20 protein-coding genes are annotated in these 21642 nt (G+C 60.9%); 10 read left to right on the forward strand and 10 right to left on the reverse strand.

Translation table 11 applies throughout. The features are described 5' to 3' along the window. Nucleotides 1–27: 27 nt before the first annotated feature. From AC4FIA_RS03890 to puuE, 3 genes are read right to left on the reverse strand one after another with little or no spacing between them, the layout of a single operon-like run. Nucleotides 28–534 (reverse strand): ureidoglycolate lyase, encoded by a 507-nt coding sequence (locus AC4FIA_RS03890; protein ID WP_490364787.1) that lies wholly within the window; start codon nucleotides 532–534, stop codon nucleotides 28–30. Further along, complete coding sequence (locus AC4FIA_RS03895) at nucleotides 531–1346, reverse strand: bifunctional allantoicase/(S)-ureidoglycine aminohydrolase (protein WP_490364788.1); 816 nt, start codon at nucleotides 1344–1346, stop codon at nucleotides 531–533. The genes AC4FIA_RS03890 and AC4FIA_RS03895 overlap by 4 nt, the downstream gene beginning before the upstream one ends. After that, nucleotides 1343–2758, reverse strand: a complete 1416-nt coding sequence (gene puuE / locus AC4FIA_RS03900; protein ID WP_490364789.1) for an allantoinase PuuE — start codon at nucleotides 2756–2758, stop codon at nucleotides 1343–1345. Before puuE ends, AC4FIA_RS03895 begins: the two co-directional genes overlap by 4 nt. 159 nt (nucleotides 2759–2917) lie before the next feature. On the opposite strand from puuE, the gene uraH reads away from it, so the two are divergent. The 7 genes from uraH (at nucleotide 2918) to AC4FIA_RS03935 (ending at nucleotide 10086) form a co-directional block, all read left to right on the forward strand. Beyond that, a complete protein-coding gene (uraH, locus tag AC4FIA_RS03905; RefSeq protein ID WP_490364790.1) occupies nucleotides 2918–3277 on the forward strand; it encodes a hydroxyisourate hydrolase in 360 nt (119 codons plus the stop codon). A 70-nt stretch (nucleotides 3278–3347) separates the two neighbouring features. Next, nucleotides 3348–5900 (forward strand): cation:proton antiporter, encoded by a 2553-nt coding sequence (locus AC4FIA_RS03910; protein ID WP_490364791.1) that lies wholly within the window; start codon nucleotides 3348–3350, stop codon nucleotides 5898–5900. A 65-nt stretch (nucleotides 5901–5965) separates the two neighbouring features. Next, on the forward strand, nucleotides 5966–6439 hold the full coding sequence (gene smpB, locus AC4FIA_RS03915) for an SsrA-binding protein SmpB (protein WP_103910530.1): 474 nt from the start codon (nucleotides 5966–5968) through the stop codon (nucleotides 6437–6439). 129 nt (nucleotides 6440–6568) lie between these two features. Beyond that, complete coding sequence (locus AC4FIA_RS03920) at nucleotides 6569–6859, forward strand: hypothetical protein (protein ID WP_103910529.1); 291 nt, start codon at nucleotides 6569–6571, stop codon at nucleotides 6857–6859. A gap of 89 nt (nucleotides 6860–6948) precedes the next feature. Beyond that, nucleotides 6949–7806, forward strand: coding sequence for a 3-mercaptopyruvate sulfurtransferase (sseA, locus tag AC4FIA_RS03925; protein WP_287475167.1), 858 nt, complete (start codon nucleotides 6949–6951; stop codon nucleotides 7804–7806). Next, nucleotides 7806–8990 (forward strand): amino acid aminotransferase, encoded by a 1185-nt coding sequence (locus AC4FIA_RS03930; RefSeq protein WP_490364818.1) that lies wholly within the window; start codon nucleotides 7806–7808, stop codon nucleotides 8988–8990. Before sseA ends, AC4FIA_RS03930 begins: the two co-directional genes overlap by 1 nt. Nucleotides 8991–9291: 301 nt before the next feature. After that, on the forward strand, nucleotides 9292–10086 hold the full coding sequence (locus AC4FIA_RS03935; protein ID WP_490364792.1) for an SDR family oxidoreductase: 795 nt from the start codon (nucleotides 9292–9294) through the stop codon (nucleotides 10084–10086). Nucleotides 10087–10141: 55 nt separating this feature from the next. Here AC4FIA_RS03935 and rlmH read toward each other — a convergent pair whose 3' ends face one another. The 6 genes from rlmH to AC4FIA_RS03965 form a co-directional block, all read right to left on the reverse strand. After that, nucleotides 10142–10612 carry a 23S rRNA (pseudouridine(1915)-N(3))-methyltransferase RlmH gene (gene rlmH, locus AC4FIA_RS03940; RefSeq protein ID WP_488048799.1) on the reverse strand — a complete coding sequence of 157 codons (471 nt, stop codon included), beginning with the start codon at nucleotides 10610–10612 and terminating at the stop codon, nucleotides 10142–10144. Between the two features lie 27 nt (nucleotides 10613–10639). Further along, nucleotides 10640–11014, reverse strand: coding sequence for a ribosome silencing factor (gene rsfS / locus AC4FIA_RS03945; RefSeq protein ID WP_488048798.1), 375 nt, complete (start codon nucleotides 11012–11014; stop codon nucleotides 10640–10642). Between the two features lie 162 nt (nucleotides 11015–11176). Next, nucleotides 11177–13510, reverse strand: coding sequence for an aldehyde dehydrogenase family protein (locus tag AC4FIA_RS03950; protein ID WP_490364793.1), 2334 nt, complete (start codon nucleotides 13508–13510; stop codon nucleotides 11177–11179). After that, on the reverse strand, nucleotides 13507–13806 hold the full coding sequence (locus AC4FIA_RS03955; RefSeq protein WP_103910521.1) for a hypothetical protein: 300 nt from the start codon (nucleotides 13804–13806) through the stop codon (nucleotides 13507–13509). The genes AC4FIA_RS03950 and AC4FIA_RS03955 overlap by 4 nt, the downstream gene beginning before the upstream one ends. Before the next feature lie 3 nt (nucleotides 13807–13809). Further along, nucleotides 13810–14793 carry a deoxyribose-phosphate aldolase gene (deoC, locus tag AC4FIA_RS03960; protein WP_103910522.1) on the reverse strand — a complete coding sequence of 328 codons (984 nt, stop codon included), beginning with the start codon at nucleotides 14791–14793 and terminating at the stop codon, nucleotides 13810–13812. A 72-nt stretch (nucleotides 14794–14865) separates the two neighbouring features. Beyond that, nucleotides 14866–15555 (reverse strand): putative nucleotide-diphospho-sugar transferase, encoded by a 690-nt coding sequence (locus tag AC4FIA_RS03965; RefSeq protein ID WP_287475178.1) that lies wholly within the window; start codon nucleotides 15553–15555, stop codon nucleotides 14866–14868. A 185-nt stretch (nucleotides 15556–15740) separates the two neighbouring features. Here AC4FIA_RS03965 and AC4FIA_RS03970 point away from each other — a divergent pair, with 185 nt between their 5' ends. Together AC4FIA_RS03970 and AC4FIA_RS03975 are read left to right on the forward strand one after the other, a co-directional pair. Beyond that, nucleotides 15741–18653: an error-prone DNA polymerase gene (locus AC4FIA_RS03970; RefSeq protein WP_490364794.1), complete on the forward strand. Its 2913-nt coding sequence runs from the start codon at nucleotides 15741–15743 to the stop codon at nucleotides 18651–18653. Nucleotides 18654–18801: 148 nt separating this feature from the next. Beyond that, on the forward strand, nucleotides 18802–19155 hold the full coding sequence (locus tag AC4FIA_RS03975) for an antibiotic biosynthesis monooxygenase family protein (RefSeq protein WP_490364795.1): 354 nt from the start codon (nucleotides 18802–18804) through the stop codon (nucleotides 19153–19155). Here the strand turns inward: AC4FIA_RS03975 and AC4FIA_RS03980 are convergent. After that, complete coding sequence (locus tag AC4FIA_RS03980; RefSeq protein ID WP_490364796.1) at nucleotides 19146–19949, reverse strand: undecaprenyl-diphosphate phosphatase; 804 nt, start codon at nucleotides 19947–19949, stop codon at nucleotides 19146–19148. The two genes, AC4FIA_RS03975 and AC4FIA_RS03980, sit on opposite strands and share 10 nt — an antisense overlap. 219 nt (nucleotides 19950–20168) lie before the next feature. On the opposite strand from AC4FIA_RS03980, the gene AC4FIA_RS03985 reads away from it, so the two are divergent. Continuing rightward, entirely contained in the window at nucleotides 20169–21605 is a 1437-nt protein-coding gene (locus AC4FIA_RS03985; protein ID WP_287474275.1) for an NAD(P)-dependent oxidoreductase, read from the forward strand. The last annotated feature ends 37 nt before the right edge of the window (nucleotides 21606–21642 follow it).

Below are 21642 nucleotides of genomic sequence, written 5' to 3' on the forward strand. Positions count from 1 at the left end.
CCTTGTTGGTTTCAGATGGTCTGCCTTCTACGTGCAGGATTGGGCGCCTTCGGGCGCGGTGATGAGCACGGGCTGATCCAGCCAGTGTTCTTCAAGGTTGGGCGTGGCGCCGATGCGGTCGACCACAGCAAACAGTCCGGGGTCAGCAAGGGGCGTCAGAACGCCATGCCATGTGCCACGGTGAAAATTGATGCCTTGATAGGGCGAGGCCAGAAAGGCGTGGATGTCGCCGGGCTGATCGCCGCCTTCTGCCACGATAACCAGCCAAGGATTGCCGTGCATCGGCAGAAAGGCCTGTGATCCTTCGGGGTGACGTTCTACCAGATCAAGCTGATAGGGCAGACTGCGGGCCTTGGCGTTGAAAATGCTAATGCCCGCCTGACCGTCCGGCCCGAAATCCAGCGCAGCGCGGTCGTGGTGGCGTTCGCACAGACCCTGATTGATCAGCTTGTCTACCGTTCCAGTGGCATCCAGCACATCGCCGAAGGGGGCGAAGGTCTTGGCTGTCAGGGGCTGTGCGATGATGTGCTTCACAGCGTCAGCTCCGGATGGCGGTTGACGTCTTTGTACAGAAGATACCGGAACGGTCCGTCGCCGGTGGCGATACAGGCCTGCGGGCAGAAGGCGCGCAGCCACATGAAATCACCGGGGCCGACCGAGACCCATGTGTCGTTCAGCAGGTATTCTGCGGTGCCTTCCAGCACATACAACCCGTGCTCCATAACATGGGTTTCTGCAAACGGAATGCGCCCGCCCGGTTGGAACGTCACGATATTCACGTGCATGTCGTGGCCCAGATCCAATGGGTCGGCAAAGCGTTGCGTGCCCCATTTTTCGGTGCCGGGCATCAGGGCGATCTCGACATCGGTTTCGTGGGTGACAAGGGCCTCGGGCACCATGATGCCTTTGACCTCTTTGTATTTCTTGCGCACCCAGTGAAAGCCGCAGGGTTCGTCAGAGGTATTGAAGATCGTCCAAACTGCAGCGGGTGGCAGATAGACATAGCTGCCTGCCTTTAGCTCATAACTGTCACGACCAAGGGTCAGGCGGGCTTCGCCAAAGGCCATGAACAGAACGCCCTCGGCCCCTTTGTCAGGCTCTGGATCGTTACTGCCACCGCCCGGCGCCAGTTCGACGGCCAGTTGGGCGAATGTTTCGGCAAAGCCCGACAGCGGGCGCGCCAGAACCCAAGCCCGCGTGTGGACCCAACCGGGCAAAAAGGACGTCACGATATCGCGCATCGTGTCCGCTGGGATCACGGCGTAGGCCGTGGTGAAAATTGCTTTGCCTTCGGGCGATTGGTTTTGCCCGGGCAAGCCGCCCATGGGAAAGGCGTAGTCGGTCATAAAAGAACCTCGTTCAGGCGCAGGCGGGCGATGCGTTCGACCTGTTTGCAGGCCTCGGCCATTTCTGTCTGCGTGTCGTTGTTGATGCGCCGTTCAAACGCCGCAAGGATCGACGCCTTGTCGTGGTCCCTGACGGCGATGATGAACGGAAATCCGTGTTTGTCGGTGTAGGCGTTGTTTAACTCGGTGAACCGCGCGCGTTCGTCGTCGGTCAGCGCGTCCAACCCCGCGCTGGCCTGTTCCGAGGTCGAAGCCTCGGTCAACCGTTTGGCAGCGGCCAGTTTGCCAGCCAGATCAGGGTGCGCACGCAGAACCGACAGGCGTTCGTCGTCGCTGGCCGACCGGAAGGCGCGGGCCATGGCGTTGGCCAGACCTGCGGGCCGGTCATGCGCCGGACCCAGTTCCAGATCAAAGGCACGTTCGGCGACCCAGTGGGAATGTTCGTAAATCCCGCCAAAGGCCGCGACGAAATCGCTTTGCGCCATTTGCGATGGTTTCAGGCCTGCCTTGGGTGGGTTCACCCGTGCCCAATGTTCGGCAATGTCGATGCGGCGCGGGCACCAGACATCGTCAAAGCCCTTGATGTACTCGATGAACCTTTGCAGCCCCGCAGCCTTGCCCGGACGTCCAATCAGGCGGCAGTGGAGCCCGATCGACATCATCGCGGGATGGCCAGCCTGACCTTCGGCATAAAGCGTGTCGAACGCATCTTTGAGATAGCTGAAAAACTGTTCGCCCGTGATGTACCCCGGCGCTGTGGCAAAGCGCATGTCGTTGGCTTCCAGCGTATAGGGGATGATCAACTGATCGCGCCCGCTGAACTGCGCCCAGTAGGGCAGGTCATCGTCATAAGTGTCCGAGATGTAGTCGAACCCGCCTTCTTCGGCGACCAGCCGCACGGTGTTGACCGAACAGCGGCCCGTGTACCAGCCACGCGGGCGTTCGCCAGTGACTTCGGTGTGCAGGCGCACGGCCTCGGCAATGGCGGCGCGTTCGTCTTCTTCGGGCATGTCCTTGTGTTCGACCCACTTCAGCCCGTGTGATGCGATTTCCCAACCGGCATCTTGCATCGCTTCGACCTGTTCAGGCGAACGGGCCAAGGCTGTCGCCACGCCATAAATCGTCACGGGAATGTCCGCGCCGGTGAACATGCGGTGCAGGCGCCAGAAACCGGCCCGCGCGCCATATTCGTAGATCGATTCCATGTTCCAGTGCCGCTGACCGGGCCAAGGGGCCGCGCCTGCGATGTCGGACAAAAAGGCCTCGGACCCTGCATCACCATGCAGGACACAATTTTCGCCGCCTTCTTCGTAATTCAGGACAAACTGTACCGCGACCTTCGCGCCATCGGGCCACTGGGGGTCCGGCGGGGTGGGGCCATATCCGATCATGTCACGGGGGTATCTGTTCATTCTGTTCCCTTCTGGATGAAACTCTGTGCACAATAGACAAGAAAATCACCGAAGCATTTTCAAGAAAATCCGAAAGGTCTTTCGGCAGCTTGATTTGGGCTTCAAACCGGTGCGTTGTCGGGCAAACTACCTGTGAAACGCCGCAAAAAGGAGCACTTCATGGCCCAAGGATATCTGACGACCCATGTTTTGGATACGGCCAAGGGCACACCTGCCGCCGGTTTGCGGATCGAACTGTTCCAAACGGACGGTGACACCCGCAAAAAGCTGGCAGAGATGGTGACCAATGACGACGGGCGCACCAATGCGCCGATCCTGCCCGCGGGCGACTTTGCCACGGGTCAGTATGAACTGGTGTTCCATGCGGGCGACTATCTGCGCGCCAGTGATCAGGCTGGGGATGATCCGCTGTTTCTGGATCAGGTACCGATCCGCTTTGGCATGTCAAATGCCGACGCGCACTACCACGTGCCGCTTTTGCTGTCGCCCTACGGATATTCCACCTATCGCGGCAGCTGATCGGCGGAAAAGCGGCAGTAGCAACTGAATGTCTATTCCGATTATCGGGCAGGTTGGATAATTCAGGCGCATGGACGTCGTCGTTATTACCGGGATCATCGCATCCCTTTTCCTCGTGCTTGGTCTGGCCGAACCTTTGGCAGCGCGTCTGCGCCTGCCCTACAGCGTCATGCTTGCGGGGTTGGGGATTATCATCGGTCTTGCCGCAGCGTTTTTCCTGCGTACCGATCTGACCGATGTCCTGAACCCTGTTGCGACAGGTATCCTGAACCTGCCGATCCGGTCGAACGTCTTCTTGTATGTATTCCTGCCGACGCTGCTGTTTCAGGTCACTTTGGGCATGAACCTGCGCCGGATGGCGGATGACTGGGTGCCGATCCTGACGCTGGCTGTTGTGGCGGTGTTCGTATCGACCATCGTTGTGGGTTATTCGCTGTCGTGGATCAGCGGCATTGCCCTGATCCCCTGTTTGTTGTTGGGCTCGATCATCTCAACGACCGATCCGTCGGCGGTTGTGACGATCTTCCGCTCAATCGCAGCTCCGCGCCGTCTGGCCCGTATCATCGAAGGCGAAAGCCTGATGAATGACGCCGCCGCCATCGCGATTTTCGGCCTGTTCATGGGCTTTGTCATGCGGGGCGTGCCGGACCCTGATCTTGGCTCAGCGCTCGCGCGGTTCCCGATCCTGATCCTTGGTGGAGCAGCGGTTGGTATTGTTCTGGGGCGTCTGGCGGTCATCTGTATGGCGTTCATGCAGCGCTATGAACTGGCGCAAATCTCGGCCTCGGTCGCATTGCCGTACTTTGCCTATATTCTGGCGGAACAGGTCTTTGGCGCATCGGGTGTGATTGCCGTTGTAGCGGTGGGCCTGACCGTGAACGTCACGGCCCCTGCGGTTCTGACCACCAGCGCCTGGCGCAACATGCGCGACACGTGGGATTTGCTGGCCCACTGGGCGGGGGCAATGATCTTTGTGCTGGCCGCGCTGTTGATCCCTCGATTGCTCGAGGACGTGACGCTGGTGGACTTTGGTCTGATCCTTGTCGTGGCGGCCGCCGCGCTTTTGGCGCGGGCGTTTATCCTGTTCGGTGTCCTGCCCGCGTTGACCGTTTTGCGGATGTCCCCGCATGTGGAACCCGCCTATCGCGGGGCGATCCTTTGGGGCGGCCTGCGCGGCGCGGTTACGCTGGCGCTGGCGCTGGCCGTGACAGAAAGCCTGCGCGTGCCGCCGGAAACGCGCCGCATGGTGGGTGTGCTGGCCACAGGCTACACGCTGTTCACCTTGGTCGTTCAGGGCACCAGCCTGCGCTTTGTGATCCGGCGCTTGGGGCTGGATAAGCTTCAGCCGATTGATGCAGCCCTGTCGAAACAGGTCATCGCGGTCGCGCTGCAAAGCGTGCGCGAACAGGTGGCCGAGATCACCGAGAACTATAACCTCAGCCGTGAAACCACCCGATCCGAGGCCAAGGCCTTTGGCGAACGTCTGGAAAAGGCGGTGCGACGGGCCGAGAATACCGACGATATCCAGGACCGTGACCGCATCACGCTGGGACTGATCGCGCTGGCCGGGGCCGAGCGCGACCTTGTGTTAGAGAGGCTGTCGGAACGTGGTCTATCCTCGCGTCTGAAAGACCGCGTTGTCACCGATGTGGACCGTCTGGCCGAAACCGCGCGTCAGTCGGGGCGGACGGGCTATCGCAAGGCCGCGCGCCAAAGCGTGGGTTTGGGCGGTGGACTGCGTCTGGCACTGTGGGCCTACAACCGTCTGCGCATTTCCGCGCCATTGGCGCAACAAACGGCGGACAGGTTCGAAATTCTGCTGTTGCAGGGTCTGGTGATGCGCGATCTGGACAGCTTTATCGACACGCGTATCCGACGTATCCACGGGCGGCGTGTGGCGGATCTGCTTCATGAACTGCTGAACCGACGCCGCGAGATGATCGAACAGGCGCTGGATGGTTTACGCCTTCAGTACCCCGGCTATGCCGAAGAGCTGGAGCGCCGCTTTATCCGCCGCACCGCCCTGCGGCTGGAACGTCAGGAATACGCCCAGCTGCACGAAGAAGGCCTGATCGGCGATGAGGTCTTTGCCGATCTCGAAGACCAGCTCGATACCCGGTTCAACGCCGTCGCCAAACGCCCCAAGCTGGACATCGCGGTACGCAAAGCCGATCTGGCCCGCCAGTTCCCGCTGTTTGGGGAATTGGACGAGGCGACGCTGAAGCGGCTTAGCCGTGCTTTGACCACGCGGTATGTGAACGAAGGCGATCTGATCCTTGCGCGCGGGCGTCAGCCGGATCGCGTGTACTTCATCGCTTCGGGCGCGGTCGAGTTGCGCACCGCTGCGGCGACATCGCACCGTCTTGGGCGGGGCGAACTGTTCGGGCAGCTATCCATGCTGAATAGATCCACCCCACGCACCGAAGTGCGGGCCATCGCGCCCTCCACGCTTCTGACGCTGGAAGAACGCCGCTTCCGCCGGTTGCTGCGCCGGTCGGTCAAAGTGCAGCAGGCCGTGCGCGAAAGCGCGGAAAAACGGAACATCTCGGTGCCCTATCTGGATGAGCTTGCGGCAAAGCAACGAAAGCGGGGCAAAGCAGAAAAGCCCGCGGAATCGGATTGATACGGCGGGCATTGATCCCTATCTGCGATGGACAGCACTGACCCTATCGGATACCCAAGCGCCCCATGGCTAAGCAGAAAGAAAACCCGAACTACAAAGTGATCGCCGAAAACCGGCGGGCACGGTTCGACTATGCCATCGAGGACGACATCGAATGCGGGATCATCCTGCAAGGCTCCGAGGTCAAATCCCTGCGCGTGAATTCCGCCAATATCGCCGAAAGCTATGCCACCGTCGATAACGGCGAACTGTGGTTGGTCAACAGCTACATCGCGCCCTACGAGCAGGCGATGTTCGGCCACGAAGACCGCCGCCGTCGTAAGCTGCTGGTGTCCAAGCGTGAACTCGCAAGGCTTTGGAGCGATACGCAGCGCAAGGGCATGACCCTTGTTCCGCTGGTTCTGTACTTCAACCACAAAGGCGTGGCCAAGCTGAAGATCGGCATCGCCAAGGGTAAGAAGAACGTCGACAAACGCGCCACCGACGCCAAGCGCGACTGGAACCGCCAGAAGCAGCGCCTGCTGAAACAGGGCAGCTAAACCCTTTCATCTGACTATCGGAATATTTGGGGGGAATTGCGTCTGCATTCTCCCGTCGCGCGTGTCCGTTCGGGCCGCGTATACAGTCCTTGTTGATTACCGAGTGGCCATTGGAAGGGGACTGTCACAATGGAATTGATTATCTCGCTCATCGCCGGTGCTGTCGGCGGAAACGCGGCAGGTGCCGCAGTGAAAGGTATCGATCAAGGGACGCTGATCAACTCGATCGCGGGCATCCTTGGTGGAGGTTTGGGTGGTACAATCCTGAGCGCACTGGGTGCTCCTGATCTGGCCGGTGCTGCAGGTGCAGCGGGTGGCCTCGATATCGGGGCAATCATCGGTCAGGTGCTATCGGGTGGTGTTGGTGGTGGCGCAGGTCTGGCCGTTGTTGGCCTTCTGCGCAATGTTTTGAGTAAATAACCCGACAAAATGGTGCAAGCGGGGCCGAGTCCCGCTTGCATGCCACGGCTGGCTTGCCTAACACACCGACGTGACGCAAGGAGGCTGCCATGGCTGCTGACGACCCGAAGACACTTGTTTCTACTGACTGGCTGGCGACGCATCTCAAGGATCCAGACCTGAGATTGCTTGACGCAAGCTGGCATATGCCCGGTTCAGATCGTGACGCCCGCGCTGAATATGACGCAGGCCACATCCCCGGTGCTCGCTTCTTCGACATTGATGAAATCAGCGACCTGCGTTCGCCGCTGCCGCACATGGTGCCGCCGGTGGAAAAGTTCATGAGCCGTATGCGCGCCATGGGCGTGGGTGACGGCCATCAGGTCGTGGTCTACGACTCGGTCGGTATCTTTTCCGCGGCGCGCGTTTGGTGGCTGTTCCGGTTGATGGGGCAGATGGACATTGCTGTTCTGGATGGTGGCCTGCCGAAATGGCTGGCCGAAGACCGCCCGACAGAGGACCTGCCGCCGATCATCCGCGACCGTCACATGACCGTCCGCCGCCAGAACCACATGGTGAAGGACGTCACGCAGGTGTCTGCGGCGTCCAAACTGGTCGATCACGAAATCATCGACGCCCGCGCGGCTGAACGGTTCCGCGGCGAGGTGCCCGAACCGCGCGAAGGCCTGCGGTCCGGTCATATCCCCGGGTCGCGCAACGTGCCCTTTGGTGAGCTGCTGAATGCAGACGGCACCATGAAATCCCCCGAAGCCACGCGCGAGATTTTCGAAAAAGCGGGTGTTGATCTGTCGAAACCGGCAATCACGACCTGCGGCTCTGGCGTGACCGCTGCGATCCTGTCGCTGGCGATGGAACGCTTCGGGAAAACTGATCATTCGCTTTATGACGGGTCCTGGTCTGAATGGGGGCAGTTCCCCACCTTGCCCGTCGCCACTGGAGACCAATGATGTTCGAACAGCTCAAGGAACAACCGGCTGACAAAATCCTCGCCCTGATGGCGGCGTACCGCGAAGATCCGCGGGACGACAAGATCGATCTGGGTGTAGGCGTTTACAAGGACGCAGAAGGCAAAACGCCGATCATGCGTGCGATTAAAGCGGCGGAAAAGCAGCTTTGGGAAGCGGAAGAGACGAAGTCCTACACGGGTCTGGCGGGCGATCCGGGTTTCGCAGACGCGATGGTGTCGCTGGTTCTGGGTGACGCGGTTGCGCGTGGCTCTGTTGCTGCTGCGGCGACGCCGGGTGGTACAGGCGCTGTGCGTCAGGCGTTCGACCTGATCAAGATGGCGAACCCGAATGCGCGTGTTTTCGTGTCCGATCCCACTTGGCCGAACCACCTGTCGATCCTGAAGCACATGAACATCGAACACGTGCCCTACCGCTATTTCGACGCGGAAACAGGTGGCGTGAACTTTGATGGCATGATGGCCGATCTGGCGAACGTGAAAGCTGGTGACGTGGTTCTGCTGCACGGCTGCTGCCACAACCCGACTGGTGCGAACCTGACACTGCCCCAGTGGCAAGAGGTCGTGGACCTGCTGAACAAAACCGGTGCGGTTCCGATGATCGACATCGCCTATCAGGGCTTTGGTGACGGTCTTGAAGCGGATGCGGCTGCAACCCGTCTGGTGGCATCCAGCTGCCCCGAGGCGCTGATTGCGGCGTCGTGTTCCAAGAACTTTGGCATCTACCGCGAACGCACAGGCTTGTTGATGGCCGTGTCCAGCGATCCGGCGAAGTTCAAGGTGAACCAGGGCACGCTGTCCTATCTGAACCGCCAGAACTTTTCGTTCCCGCCGGATCACGGTGCACGCCTTGTGACGATGGTTCTGAACGATCCGGCCCTGCGCGCGGATTGGGAAGCGGAACTGGAAGAAGTGCGTCTGGGCATGCTGCGTCTGCGTCAAGCGCTGGCGGATGAACTGCGGAGGTTGTCCGGTTCTGACCGTTTCGGGTTCCTGGCACAGCACCGCGGCATGTTCTCGCGTCTGGGTGTGAGCGCGGACAAGGTGGAAGAGATGCGTGAAAAGCATGGCATCTACATGGTCGGTGACAGCCGTATCAACATTGCGGGTCTGAACGACGTGACAATCCCGAAGCTGGCCAAGGCGATCATCGACGTCGGCTGTTAAGCGTGATCCAGCGGTGCGCGGCTGTCGCCGCGCGCTGGTTTATCTCGTCAAAATCCTTTGGATTTTTCCTCGGGTGGGTGCCTTTGGAGGGGGTCAGGATAAAGAATTGGGCTCGTCCGTGTGGCGGGCCTTTTTGCGTTTCTTGACCATCGGGTCTGAGGGGCGTAGCCTTCGGGTATCCGAAGAGGAGTGAACGACGATGGATCAGCGCGGTTTTTGATCAGGGTTTCCTGTTGAGGGAAGACCTGCGCTTCGGGCACCTTCTGCCCGATTTCCATGACGTTTAATATTCGGAGTTTCCATGCAAAGACTGGAACATAAAACCGCCCTTGTGACAGGGGCTGCGCGGGGCATTGGCGCCGCTATTGTAGAAAGATTTCAACAAGAAGGCGCGCGTGTTATTGTGACGGACATAGATGCGGTGGCCGGTCAGGCGTTGGCCGATCGCATCGGGGCCGTGTTTGCCCGTCTTGATGTGTCGTCAGAAGACGACTGGGCGCGCATTGAAGCGCAGTTTCCCCAGATCGATGTGTTGGTGAACAACGCCGGTATCACAGGGTTCGAGGGGCCGTTTGACGGTGCGCCGCCTGCGCATGATCCCGAGCATGCAACGCTTGCGGATTGGCGGGCGGTTCATGCGGTGAATAACGACGGGACGTTCCTTGGCTGTCGTTATGGGATTCGCGCCATGCGCGCGAAAGGGCAGGGCAGTATCATCAACATCTCGTCCCGTTCGGGCATCGTGGGCATTCCTATGGCGGCGGCTTATGCTGCGTCCAAGGCGGCGGTGCGCAATCATACCAAATCGGTCGCTTTGTACTGTGCGGGGCAGGGCCTTCGGATCCGGTGTAACTCAATCCATCCCGCCGCGATCATGACGCCCATGTGGGAGCCGATGTTGGGCGATGGCCCTGATCGGGCCGAGAGAGAGGCCACTATGGTTGCCGACACGCCCATGCGACGGTTCGGAGAGGCGAGCGAAGTGGCAGCGGTGGCTGCGATGCTGGCGTCAGACGAGGCGGCCTATATAACGGGGGCCGAGCTGTCGATTGATGGCGGGATACTGGCAGGGTCAGCGGCAACGCCTGGTCAGTGAGCTTGGGGGTCTGAGGGCTTGCCCCCAGCCGGTCGTCTCGCGAAGCGAGGCGAAATCATTCTCTGTGATAGGGGGAGCCCGCCAGAATGGAGGCCGCACGGTACAGCTGTTCGCTTAGCATCACGCGGGCCAGCATGTGCGGCCAGACCATTTTGCCAAAGCTGAATGACATGCGTGCCTCGGCCCTGAGCGACGGATCAATCCCGTCTGCCCCGCCGATGACAAAGGCCATGTCCTGTGTGCCCTGATCGCGGAACTGGCCAAGACGTTGGGCAAACTCGGGCGAGGTCATCACTTCGCCCCTCTCGTCCATGCAACAGAGCGTGGCGCCCTTGGGGATCGCGCGGCGCAGCAGATCGGCTTCGGCCGACATGCCGCCGCCTTTCTTATCCTCGACCTCAATGATCTTTGCCGGACCAAGGCCAAGCGCCCGTCCGGTTTTGTCAAAGCGTGTCAGGTAATCGTCGATCAGGGTGCGTTCCGGACCGGCCCGTAGCCGGCCCACGACGCATAGGCTTACGCGCATATCACTGCCTCGTTCAGCCTGTCAGGCTTATTGTTCTGTCGGCTTGCCGGTTGCGCCTGCGGGCAGCCACATCTTCTCAAGCTGATAGAATTCGCGCACTTCGGGGCGGAACACGTGGACAATCACGTCGCCGGTGTCGATCAGAACCCAGTCGCCTGTTTCCTTGCCTTCCATCTTGGACAGAACGCCATAGTCGGCTTTCAGGTCTTCGGTGACCTTTTCGGCCAAGGCAGCAACCTGACGGGACGAGCGGCCCGAGCAGATTACCATGTAATCGCCCATGGCTGTTTTGCCGCGCAGGTCAATCTGCACGATCTCTTCCGCCTTGTTGTCATTCAGGGACTCAAGAACCGAGGCAAGGATTGCTTCGCTTGTCAGTTCAGGATGGGTGGCGCCCGTCATCGGGTGACCCGCGTTTGCGGCATTGGCCGCATTTGTGTCGAGTGACAGGACATTGTCCTCCTATAGTCAACACGCCGACCAGTATGGCCCCGGCGCTGGGCCCTACTGCAAAGATAACATCGGATTCGCAAAATCTCAATGACCGGAGGTATTGGCGCGGCGTTACGCGCCATAGGGAACCCAGACGGTTTTGACCTCGGTCGCTTCCTCAAGGAAATTGCGGCATTGGCCATCGGGTCCGAACCAGTCGCGACCGTGGCCGTGGTTGACCCATGTGCGCTTCAGGTTGCCAGCGGCGCGGCGTTCGATATCGCCCGCTAGGGCCGCGGCACCAAAGGACCAGAGCGCATCGACATCGGCGTGATCCGCCAGTGTCGCGGCCAGCTCTGCATGGGGCCCTGTGATCAGGTTCACGGCACCTGCGGGCACGTCAGAGGTTTCAAGGATTTGCGTCAGGTCCTGCGTGATCAGCGGATAGGCCTCGGACGCGACGATGACCGTGCGGTTGCCCATGGCGATGGCGGGGGCCATGACAGACACAAGACCCAGCAGTGGGAATTCGTTGGGGGCAATCGCGCCGATCACGCCCACCGGTTCGCGCAGGGCCATGGCAAGGCCGCGCATCGGAACGGCGCGGGCATCGCCTGCGAATTTGTCGGACCATGCGGCGTAGTGGAACAGGCGGTTCACGGCGACCTCAACCTCATCCGCGCCGGTATCCTGTCCGGTCATGCGGTCAATCGTTGTGGCCAGTTCGTTTGCGCGTGCCGACAGGTTTTCAGCAAGGAAATAGATCACCTGCGCGCGATTGTGCGCGGTGGCCACCGACCAGCCCTTGGCGCCGCGTGCGGCCTCGACCGCGTTGCGGATGTCTTTGCGGTTGCCGATGGGGGATTGCCCGATCAGCGCGCCGGACGCGTCATAGATGTTGCGGGCATAACCGCCGTCGGGACGCGCCTGTTTGCCCCCGATATAGTGCTTGGCGGTGCGGTCCACCGGCTGCGGTTCGGCGCTGTCGCCTTCGAAAGCCGCGATTTCCGTGACCAGCGGGCCTTTTTCGGCGGGCTTGGTGTAGGCCCACAGCCCCTCGGGCCCACCTTCGCGGCCAAAGCCGGATTCGCGGATGCCGCCAAAGGGCGCGGCCGCGTCGAACATATTGGTGCCGTTCACCCAGACCACGCCTGCGGCCAGTTTCGGCGCGACGTCCAGCGCGACGTTGATGTTTTCCGACCAGACCGTCGCGGCAAGGCCATAGCGCGTGTTGTTCGCGATCTCGATCGCCTCAGAAGGGGTGCGGAAGGTGGTGGCGACCAGAACGGGGCCAAAGATTTCTTCCTGCATCAGCGGGTCGGCATTCGACAGGTCGGTGATCAGAGTGGGGGCATAGTAGCAGCCCTCGGGCACGCCAGCGGTCTGGTGCATATCGCCGCCGCTGGCCTCGACCATCGCGCGGATGCGGGCCAGTTGCTCAGGGTGCACGATGGCACCCACGTCGATGGATTTGTCCAGCGGGTTGCCCACGCGCAGCTTGTCCATACGGGCGCGCAGTTTGGCATAGAACCGATCCGCGATACCTTCCTGAACCAACAGGCGCGACCCTGCGCAACAGACCTGCCCACCGTTGAACCAGATCGCATCGACCAGCCCTTCAACCGCGCTGTCCAGATCGGCGTCTTCGAACACGATGTAGGGGGACTTTCCGCCCAGTTCGAGCGTCAGCGATTTACCGCTGCCCGCGGTGGCCTGACGGATTTTACGGCCCACTTCGGTTGAGCCGGTAAAGGCGATCTTGTCGACGTCGGCGGTGACGATCATTTCGCCCACAGCACCGTCGCCCGTGACGATGTTCACAACGCCCTTGGGCAGACCGGCCTGACGGCAGATATCAGCAAACAGCAGAGCCGTCAGCGATGTCCACTCGGCAGGTTTCAGAACCACCGTGTTGCCCATCGCAAGCGCGGGCGCGACCTTCCACGCCAGCATCAACAGGGGGAAGTTCCACGGGATGATCTGGCCGCAAACGCCTTGGGCCACGCGGCCCTGTGCCTGTGTTTCTTCCAGCTGGGCGCAGCCCGCGTGGTAGTAGAAATGACGATGCGCCAGCGCGATATCCACGTCCCGCGCCTCGCGGATCGGTTTGCCGTTATCCAGCGTCTCCAGCACCGCAAACAGGCGGGAATGCTTTTGCAGCAGGCGAGCCAGCGCATAAAGGAACCGCGCGCGGGCAGGGCCGCCGATGGCTTCCCATTCCGGCTGTGCGGCGCGGGCGGCTGACACGGCGGCGGCCACGTCGTCGGCAGTGGCCTGTGTGATGTCTGCCAGCACCTCGCCCGTGGCGGGGTTGGTGGTTTCGAACGTGTCGCCCGGAGCCGTGAATTCACCGTCGATAAACAGGCCGAAGCGTGCGCCCTGATCGGTGATCCAAGCCAGCGCATCGCCCGCGCTTTCAGGGGCGCTGCCGTAGTCCATGTTTTCGAAAATATCTTTGACGGTCATAGGAACTGCTTTCTCAGGACGAGGAAGATAACAAAGGCCAGCCACAGTCCGGCAAGGCCCCAAAGGCCCTTCTGGATCTGGCCGCTGCGGCGATGAAGGCGCAGGTAGCCCGCCAGTTCAGGCGGCGCGCTGTCTTGTGATGGTGGCAGGTAATCCGGCTCTGGCCCCAGCAAGCGGCGGCTGGCTGTCGGTAGATCGCGCACGGCACGGCGTAGACGATTGCGCCGCCACGATTTCGCGCCCAGCCAGATGGCAAAGAAGATGCCGAACAGAAGGATATAAGGGTTATTCTGCATCCCTTACGCCATCGCGTGCCGCCACGATGCCGAATAGGCACCGGTGACATGATGTTCGATCTGGCGTTCGATATCGCCCAACAGGGACGATGCACCAAAACGGAACAGATCGGGCCGCAACCAGCGGTCTCCCAACTCTTCCTTGATCAGCGCCAGATAGGTGATTGCGTCTTTGGCTTTGGAAATCCCGCCCGCGGGTTTGTAGCCGACGCGGTATCCCGTCGCGTCATAGAAATCGCGGATCGCGCGGATCATCACCAGACTGACGGGTAAGGTCGCGTTGACGCTTTCCTTCCCGGTCGAGGTTTTGATGAAATCGGCCCCTGCCATCATGCAGATCAGGCTGGCCTTCGCGACGTTCGACAGGGTGCCAAGTTCGCCGGTGGCAAGGATGGCTTTCACATGGGCATCTCCGCAGGCATCACGGAAGGTGCGCATTTCGTCATAAAGCGCCTGCCAGTTCCCGGTCAGCACATGGCGGCGCGAAATCACGATGTCGATCTCGGCGGCACCTGCGGCGACGCTTTCCTTGATCTCTTGTACGCGCAGGTGAAACGGCGACAGACCGGCAGGGAAGCCGGTGGATACCGCCGCAACCGGAATACCGGAGCCGTCCAACGCCTCGACCGCAGGGGCGATCATGTCGTGATAAACGCAAACGGCACCGACGGTCAGATCGGGCAGGCCAATCGCCTCAAGCAGATCGGCACGGACGGGCTGTTTCGCCTTGGCGCACAAACGACGGACGCGGCCAACGGTGTCATCGCCCGCCAGCGTCGTCAGATCGATGCAGGACACAGCACGGGCCAGCCATGCCGCCTGATGATCCTTTTTGACCGACCGGCGCGCAGGCAGGGTTGCCGCGCGGCGTTCAATCGCCGACCGGTTGGCCGTGGCGCGCATGACCCAATCAAGATCAAGCGCGGTTCCGGGGTTACGGGGCTCGACCGTTTGGGGAAGGGTGCCGGTTGCGCTGATGGTCTGCATGGGCGATACCTTTTTATCAATTGGTCAAGAAATGCCATGTAGCCCCCGCCAAGACAAGCAGCGACGCCACGTCTAACGTATCAGATTCGACAGCCAGCGTTTGATCGGGTTCTTCTGGGGCCGCAAAATCTCAAGATGCAGGATACGCGGGCGCGGCTGATCCGACCAGATCAGTTCTGAGGCCTCGAACACCCGTTTGTTGAATTGTGTCGGCAGCACATAAAACGCGATGTCCGACCGCCACAGCACTTCACGGAAGCTGGGCTGATCGATACCCATGCCGGATTTGGCAAAGGTGTCGGCCCAATCCTTGAACAACGCCAGCACGCCTTCGGTTTTGCGATACAGCAACACGCCTGTGTTGATCTCGGGGAAGGTCTCGGGCAGGTCCAGATCGATCTTTTTCTGGTGGCGCGGACGATGCCACAGGATCACCTGCGCGCCGCACATTTCGTATTTCTGCAGCAGATCGAACATCGTGCCCAGATCGCTGCGGATGATCGTGTCGTTGTCCAGAAACAGGGTTTCGTCATAGGGGCTGTCGCCCAGCACGTTCACTTTGGGGCGTTTCAGCCCTTCGGGAATGAAAAACGCCTGATCAAAGCCGCTGGTGTCATCGCCGTCCTTGCACCAGATCGTGGTGCCCAGATCGGGGTTGGACCGCTTCACACTGGCGGCAGAGCGGCGCGCCACATCCACGTGGTCACGGCCCCAGGCCACGTAAACCACGCCGCGCGTGGGTTTGGCGGATGTATCGGCCATGATCTGTCCCTTTGACTGCCTGCGCTTTGGTCTATCCGCTCTGGAGGCAATGGAAAACCCATGGGCTGTGTCGGGGCGGCAGTTTCCTGCACAGGCGCGGCAAAGCTCCTCTTCGAAAGAAAACAAAAGTGGAACATAATGGATGGGAGCTATCCCGATTCGTCTTTTGGTCCTGATCTGATCCCATGTTTGCCGAACTCAGTATCACGTCGAATTTCACCTTCCTCACAGGGGCCTCCCACCCCGAGGAATATATGGAGCGTGCGGCTCTGACCGGCCTGTCCGCCATCGCGATCGCCGATGAGAACTCAGTCGCGGGGATTGTGCGGGCATGGACCAAGGCCCGCGATATCGCGCGACAAGTCAAAGAACGCACCGAGGCCGAGGCGGTGGATGGCCCCATCGGTCCGCCTGCGCCGGACGGGCATATCCCGCAGGGCATCGATATCACCAACGTCCCCCGCCTGATCCCGGCCGCACGGCTGGTGTTCCGAGAAGGGGTCGAGCTGACCGCGCTGGCGGCCAGCCGGACAGGCTGGGCGCATCTCTGCCGGTTGATCACGAAAGGACGGCTGAGAACGGAAAAAGGCAGCTGCGATCTGCGTCTGGATGACCTGACGAACATGGCAGGCGGGCTGCAACTGATCCTGCATCCGTCACCACAAGCGACCACGTCACCGCGCGGCGCGGGGGCTTGGCTGACACAGGCGGAACGGCTGTCGCGCCGCTTTGCCGGACAAATCCACCTTGCGCTTGGCCCTGTCTATGACGGGCAGGATGCCCAACGTCTGACCGCCCACACAGAACTCGCCAAACACCTTAACATCCCCACCATCGCCACCGCCCGTCCGCTGATGCACCACGGCGCGCGGCGCAGGCTGGCGGATGTGCTGACTGCTGTGCGTCTGGGGTGCCGCGTCGATCAGCTGGGGCGCAACGCGCTGGCCAATGGTGAACAACGTCTGCGCAGCGAAGGCGAAATGCGCCGCATCCTTGGGCCCCACGCCGATGCCATCGCCCGCACCCAAGCGTTGGCCGACACATGCCAGTTCGATCTGGGCAGCCTGCGCTACGAATACCCGTCCGAAGTGGCCCAAGGCGAAAGCGCCAGCGACAGGCTGGCGCGCCTTGCCCGCGCTGGGCTGAAGTGGCGCTACCCTTACGGCGCACCGGAGCGGGTCCGCGCCATGCTGGAACACGAACTGACCCTGATCGCCAAGCTGAAATACGAACCCTATTTCCTGACCGTGCGCGACATCGTGGCCTTTGCCCGTGATCGCGGCATCCTCTGTCAGGGCCGCGGCTCGGCGGCCAATTCCGTGGTCTGCTACTGTCTTGGCGTCACCAGCGTCAGCCCCGAAATCGGCACCATGGTGTTCGAACGCTTCGTGTCCGAGGCCCGCGACGAGCCGCCCGACATCGACGTGGATTTCGAACATGAACGCCGAGAAGAGGTGATCCAGCACATCTATGACCGCTACGGCCGCCACCGCGCGGGCCTCTGCGCGACCGTCATCCACTACCGCGGCAAACGCGCCATTCGCGAGGTCGGGGCCGCCATGGGCCTCAGCCAGGACACCATCGGTGCGCTCAGTTCCCAGCTTTGGGGGTTTTTCTCGACCAAGGGGCTGGAACCCCAGCGGATGCGTGAAATCGGGTTGGACCCGACCGACCGCAGGCTGATCCAGACGATGGATCTGATTTATCAGATCATCGGCTTTCCCCGTCATCTGTCGCAACACGTTGGCGGCTTCATCGTGACCGAAGGCAGGCTCGATGAACTTGTGCCCATCGAAAACGCCGCGATGGAGGATCGGACCGTTATCTGCTGGGACAAAGACGATATCGACAGCCTTGGCATCCTGAAGGTCGATGTGCTGTCGCTGGGGATGCTGACCTGTATTCGCAAGGCCTTTGACCTGCTGCGCCAACACCACGGCGACACCCACACGCTTGCCACGCTGCCGCCCGAGGATCCGGCGGTCTACGACATGCTTTGCAAGGCTGACAGCATCGGGGTGTTTCAGGTGGAAAGCCGCGCGCAGATGAACTTTCTGCCGCGCATGCGCCCGCGCTGTTTCTATGATCTGGTGATTGAGGTGGCGATCATCCGGCCCGGTCCCATTCAGGGCGACATGGTCCACCCCTACATCCGCCGCCGCAATGGCGAGGAAGAGGTGTCGTTCCCGTCAGATGCACTGGGGCAGGTGCTGGGCAAAACGCTGGGCGTGCCGCTGTTTCAGGAACAGGCCATGCAGATCGCCATCATCGGCGCGGGCTTTACCCCGTCCGAGGCTGACCGCTTGCGCCGGTCGCTGGCCACGTTCAAAAAACACGGATCGGTCAGTGAATTCCGCGACAGGTTCCTGCGCGGCATGCGCAAGAACGGCTATGATCAGGACTTTGCCGAACGCTGCTTTTCCCAGATCGAAGGGTTCGGGTCCTACGGCTTTCCCGAAAGCCACGCGGCCAGTTTCGCGCTTCTAGTTTATGCCAGTGCGTGGATCAAATGCCATCACCCCGGCATCTTTGCCTGCGCGCTTCTGAATGCCCAGCCCATGGGGTTCTACGCCCCCGCCCAGATCGTGCGGGATGCGCGCGAACATGGCGTGACGGTGCTGCCCGTGTCGATCAACGCCAGTTTCTGGGACAATGTGATGGAGCCTGACGGCAGGGGCGGTCTGGCGCTGCGATTGGGGTTCCGGCAGATCAAGGGGTTGCGCGAAGAAGACGCCGCATGGCTGACGGCGGCGCGGGGCAACGGCTATCAGGCTTTGCGCGATGTCTGGCGCCGCGCGGGCCTGCCACCCAAGGTGCTGGTCCGTCTGGCCGAAGCGGATGTGTTCGCCGATATCGGCCTGAACCGGCGCGAGGCATTGTGGGAAGCCAAGGCGCTGGACGCGGACAAACCCCTGCCGCTCTTTGCCGGTGATCTGGAGGGCGACGGCATCGTCGAGCCCGCCGCCCATCTGCCCGAGATGACGGAAGGCGAACAGGTGGTTGAGGATTACGTCGCCCTGCGCCTGACCCTGCGCCGTCATCCCGTGGCTTTGCTGCGCCCGATATTGACGCCGGAACAGGGCGCGCGGGTGGTTTAAATACTGTTGGTTTCGCTTTGGCTTTGCCAAAGCGACCGGAGCGGGGGCGCTGCCCCCGTGCCCCCGGAGTATTTGTGGACAGATGAAAGCGGCTGGTTTGCTGTGTGGATTTCTGGCTAACTGCCGCCGGGGCAGGGAGGACATGACCATGATCGCCATTATTTTCGAGGTTCAGCCAGCGGATGGCAAGCGGGAGGAGTATCTGGATATCGCGGCTGCGATGCGGCCGTTGGTGCATGAGGTTGAGGGCTTTATTTCCGTCGAGCGATTCGAGAGCTTGACCAACCCGGGCAAGCTGTTGTCGATTTCGTTCTTTGAGGACGAGGCCGCTGTGGACCGTTGGCGTCAATTGACCGCGCATCGTGGGGCACAGGCCAAGGGGCGGGGTGGGGTTTTTGCCGATTACCGTCTGAAGGTGTGCCACGTCCTGCGGGACTACGGCATGTTTGATCGCGATGATGCGCCAACGGATTCGCGTGTGGCGCATGATGATCACGAATAGCCGATCCAGAGCAGGATCGCGCCAAGGATAACGCGGTAGATGACGTAGGGTGTGAAGCTGACCGAGCGCAGCAGGCGCATCATCAGGGTCAGCGCGGCCAGTGCTGCGGCAAAGGCCATGAGTGCGGCAATGCCTGCGTCGCGCAGAAGTGCCATGTCGGCCTGACCAACCACGTCAGCGCCCAGTAGGATGCCAGAGGCTGCAATCGTTGGGATCGACATCAGCATGGCCAGACGCGCCGCGTCGCTGCGTTCATAGCCGAGTTGCCGGGCTGCGGTGATGGTGATGCCGGAGCGCGATGTGCCGGGGATCAGGGCGAGGCACTGCCACAGGCCCATGGTCAGGGCGTGGCGCAGGGTCCAGTCCTTTGCTTCGCGGGTTTCGGCGCCTGTCCGGTCTGCCCAATAAAGGACAAGGCCGAAGATCAGCATCGTCCACCCGATCACGGTGATCGACCGCATCGCTTCGTCCAGGCCCGACAGTTTGAGTGCCAGCCCTACGATGATCACGGGAATCGTTGCGATCAACAGGCAGAGCGCAAGGAACGCGCCGTCTGTGTCGAGCTTGCCCATCAGCATGCGCGGCGTGCCGATCAGGGCCTGCTTTACATCGCCCCAGAAGTACAAAATGACCGCAAAAAGTGTGCCCACGTGGACAGCGACGTCCAGCGCGAGGCCCTGATCTTCCATTCCGGTCAGGCCCGGCAGCAGGATCAGATGGCCCGACGAAGAGATCGGCAAAAACTCGGTTATGCCTTGAATCAACGCGAGAATCAGCAAATGGGCATAGGTCATCAAAAGGCTCCGATGGGCATGTTCGGCTGTATAAAACCTTTTGTTTTTTAGCAAAGCGCTAATATAGGTCCGATTTGTGACCTAAATTTGCTGCGCTGCAATAGAAATTCAAATATATCTTGCGAGAAAATCTTTATTTAGGTAAGTCGTGCTGACTTTTCTTTCAGAGCGCCCTTGAGTATAGGGAGCGTCTAGTCCGCAATTCAGGGAGTTGGCCTGATGGCAAACCAGCCGATGTTGAAATTCGTAAAGATCGATCGGGATATGCCCGAAAAGCGCGGTGCCGCACAGCGCAAAGAGGATTTCAATGAAATCTATGCAGAGTTTGCTGACGCGAAAGCGAAAGAGCAATCGTCGCGTTGCAGCCAGTGTGGCGTGCCTTACTGTCAGGCGCATTGCCCGCTGCACAACAACATTCCCGACTGGCTGCGTCTGACCGCCGAAGGTCGTCTGCAAGAAGCGTATCAGGTGTCGCAAGCCACCAACACATTCCCGGAAATCTGTGGCCGTATCTGCCCGCAGGACCGTCTGTGTGAAGGCAACTGCGTCATCGAACAATCCGGCCATGGCACTGTGACCATCGGCTCGGTCGAGAAATACATCACCGACACTGCGTGGGAAGAGGGCTGGGTTGAAACCATCGCACCTGTTTCCGAGCGCGAAGAAAGCGTTGGCATCATTGGTGCGGGCCCGGGTGGTCTGGCAGCCGCTGACGTGCTGCGTCGTGCGGGCCTGCAGGTGACTGTCTATGACCGTTACGACCGCGCAGGCGGCCTGCTGACTTACGGTATCCCCGGATTCAAACTGGAAAAAGACGTGGTCATGCGCCGTATCGAGCAGCTGGAAAAAGGTGGCGTCACCTTTAAGCTGGGCGTGAACATCGGTGAAGACATGTCGTTTGACGACATCCGCAAGGCGCACAACGCGGTCATCATCGCGACAGGCGTTTACAAAAGCCGCGATCTGGGTGGTCCGGGCGCCGGTGCCAAGGGCATCGTGAAGGCGATCGACTTCCTCACAGCATCCAACCGCGCGATGAACTTTGGTGACACCGTTGCCGAATTCGAAAGCGGTGAGCTGAACGCCAAGGGCAAGCGCGTAGTTGTCATCGGCGGTGGCGACACCGCGATGGACTGTGTTCGGACCTCGATCCGTCAGGGTGCGACAAGCGTTAAGTGTCTGTACCGCCGTGACCGTGCGAACATGCCGGGTTCTGTCCGCGAAGTAGAGAACGCGGAAGAGGAAGGCGTACAGTTCGAATGGCTGACAGCGCCGAAGGGCTTCAAGGGTGACACGGTCGAATCCGTGATCGTTCAGCGCATGCGTCTGGGTCAACCCGATGCGACAGGCCGTCAAAGCCCCGAGCCGATCGAAGGCGCGGAATACGACGAGCCCGCCGATCTGGTGATCAAGGCGCTGGGTTTTGAACCCGAAGAGCTGCAAACGCTTTGGGGTCAGCCCGAGCTGGAAGTCACCCGTTGGGGTACTGTGAAAGCCGAATTCACATCCGGTCGCACCAGCCTTGAGGGCGTCTATGCCGTAGGCGACATCGTGCGCGGTGCATCGCTGGTGGTTTGGGCGATCCGTGATGGTCGCGACTGTGCTGCGGCTGTTCTGGCAGATATCGAAAAGTCAGCGGCAATCGCGGCGGAGTAATCCGCCGCAGCGCCAGCCAACGAAGGAACACCCATGT

It is taken from the genome of Thalassococcus sp. (genome assembly GCF_982780845.1).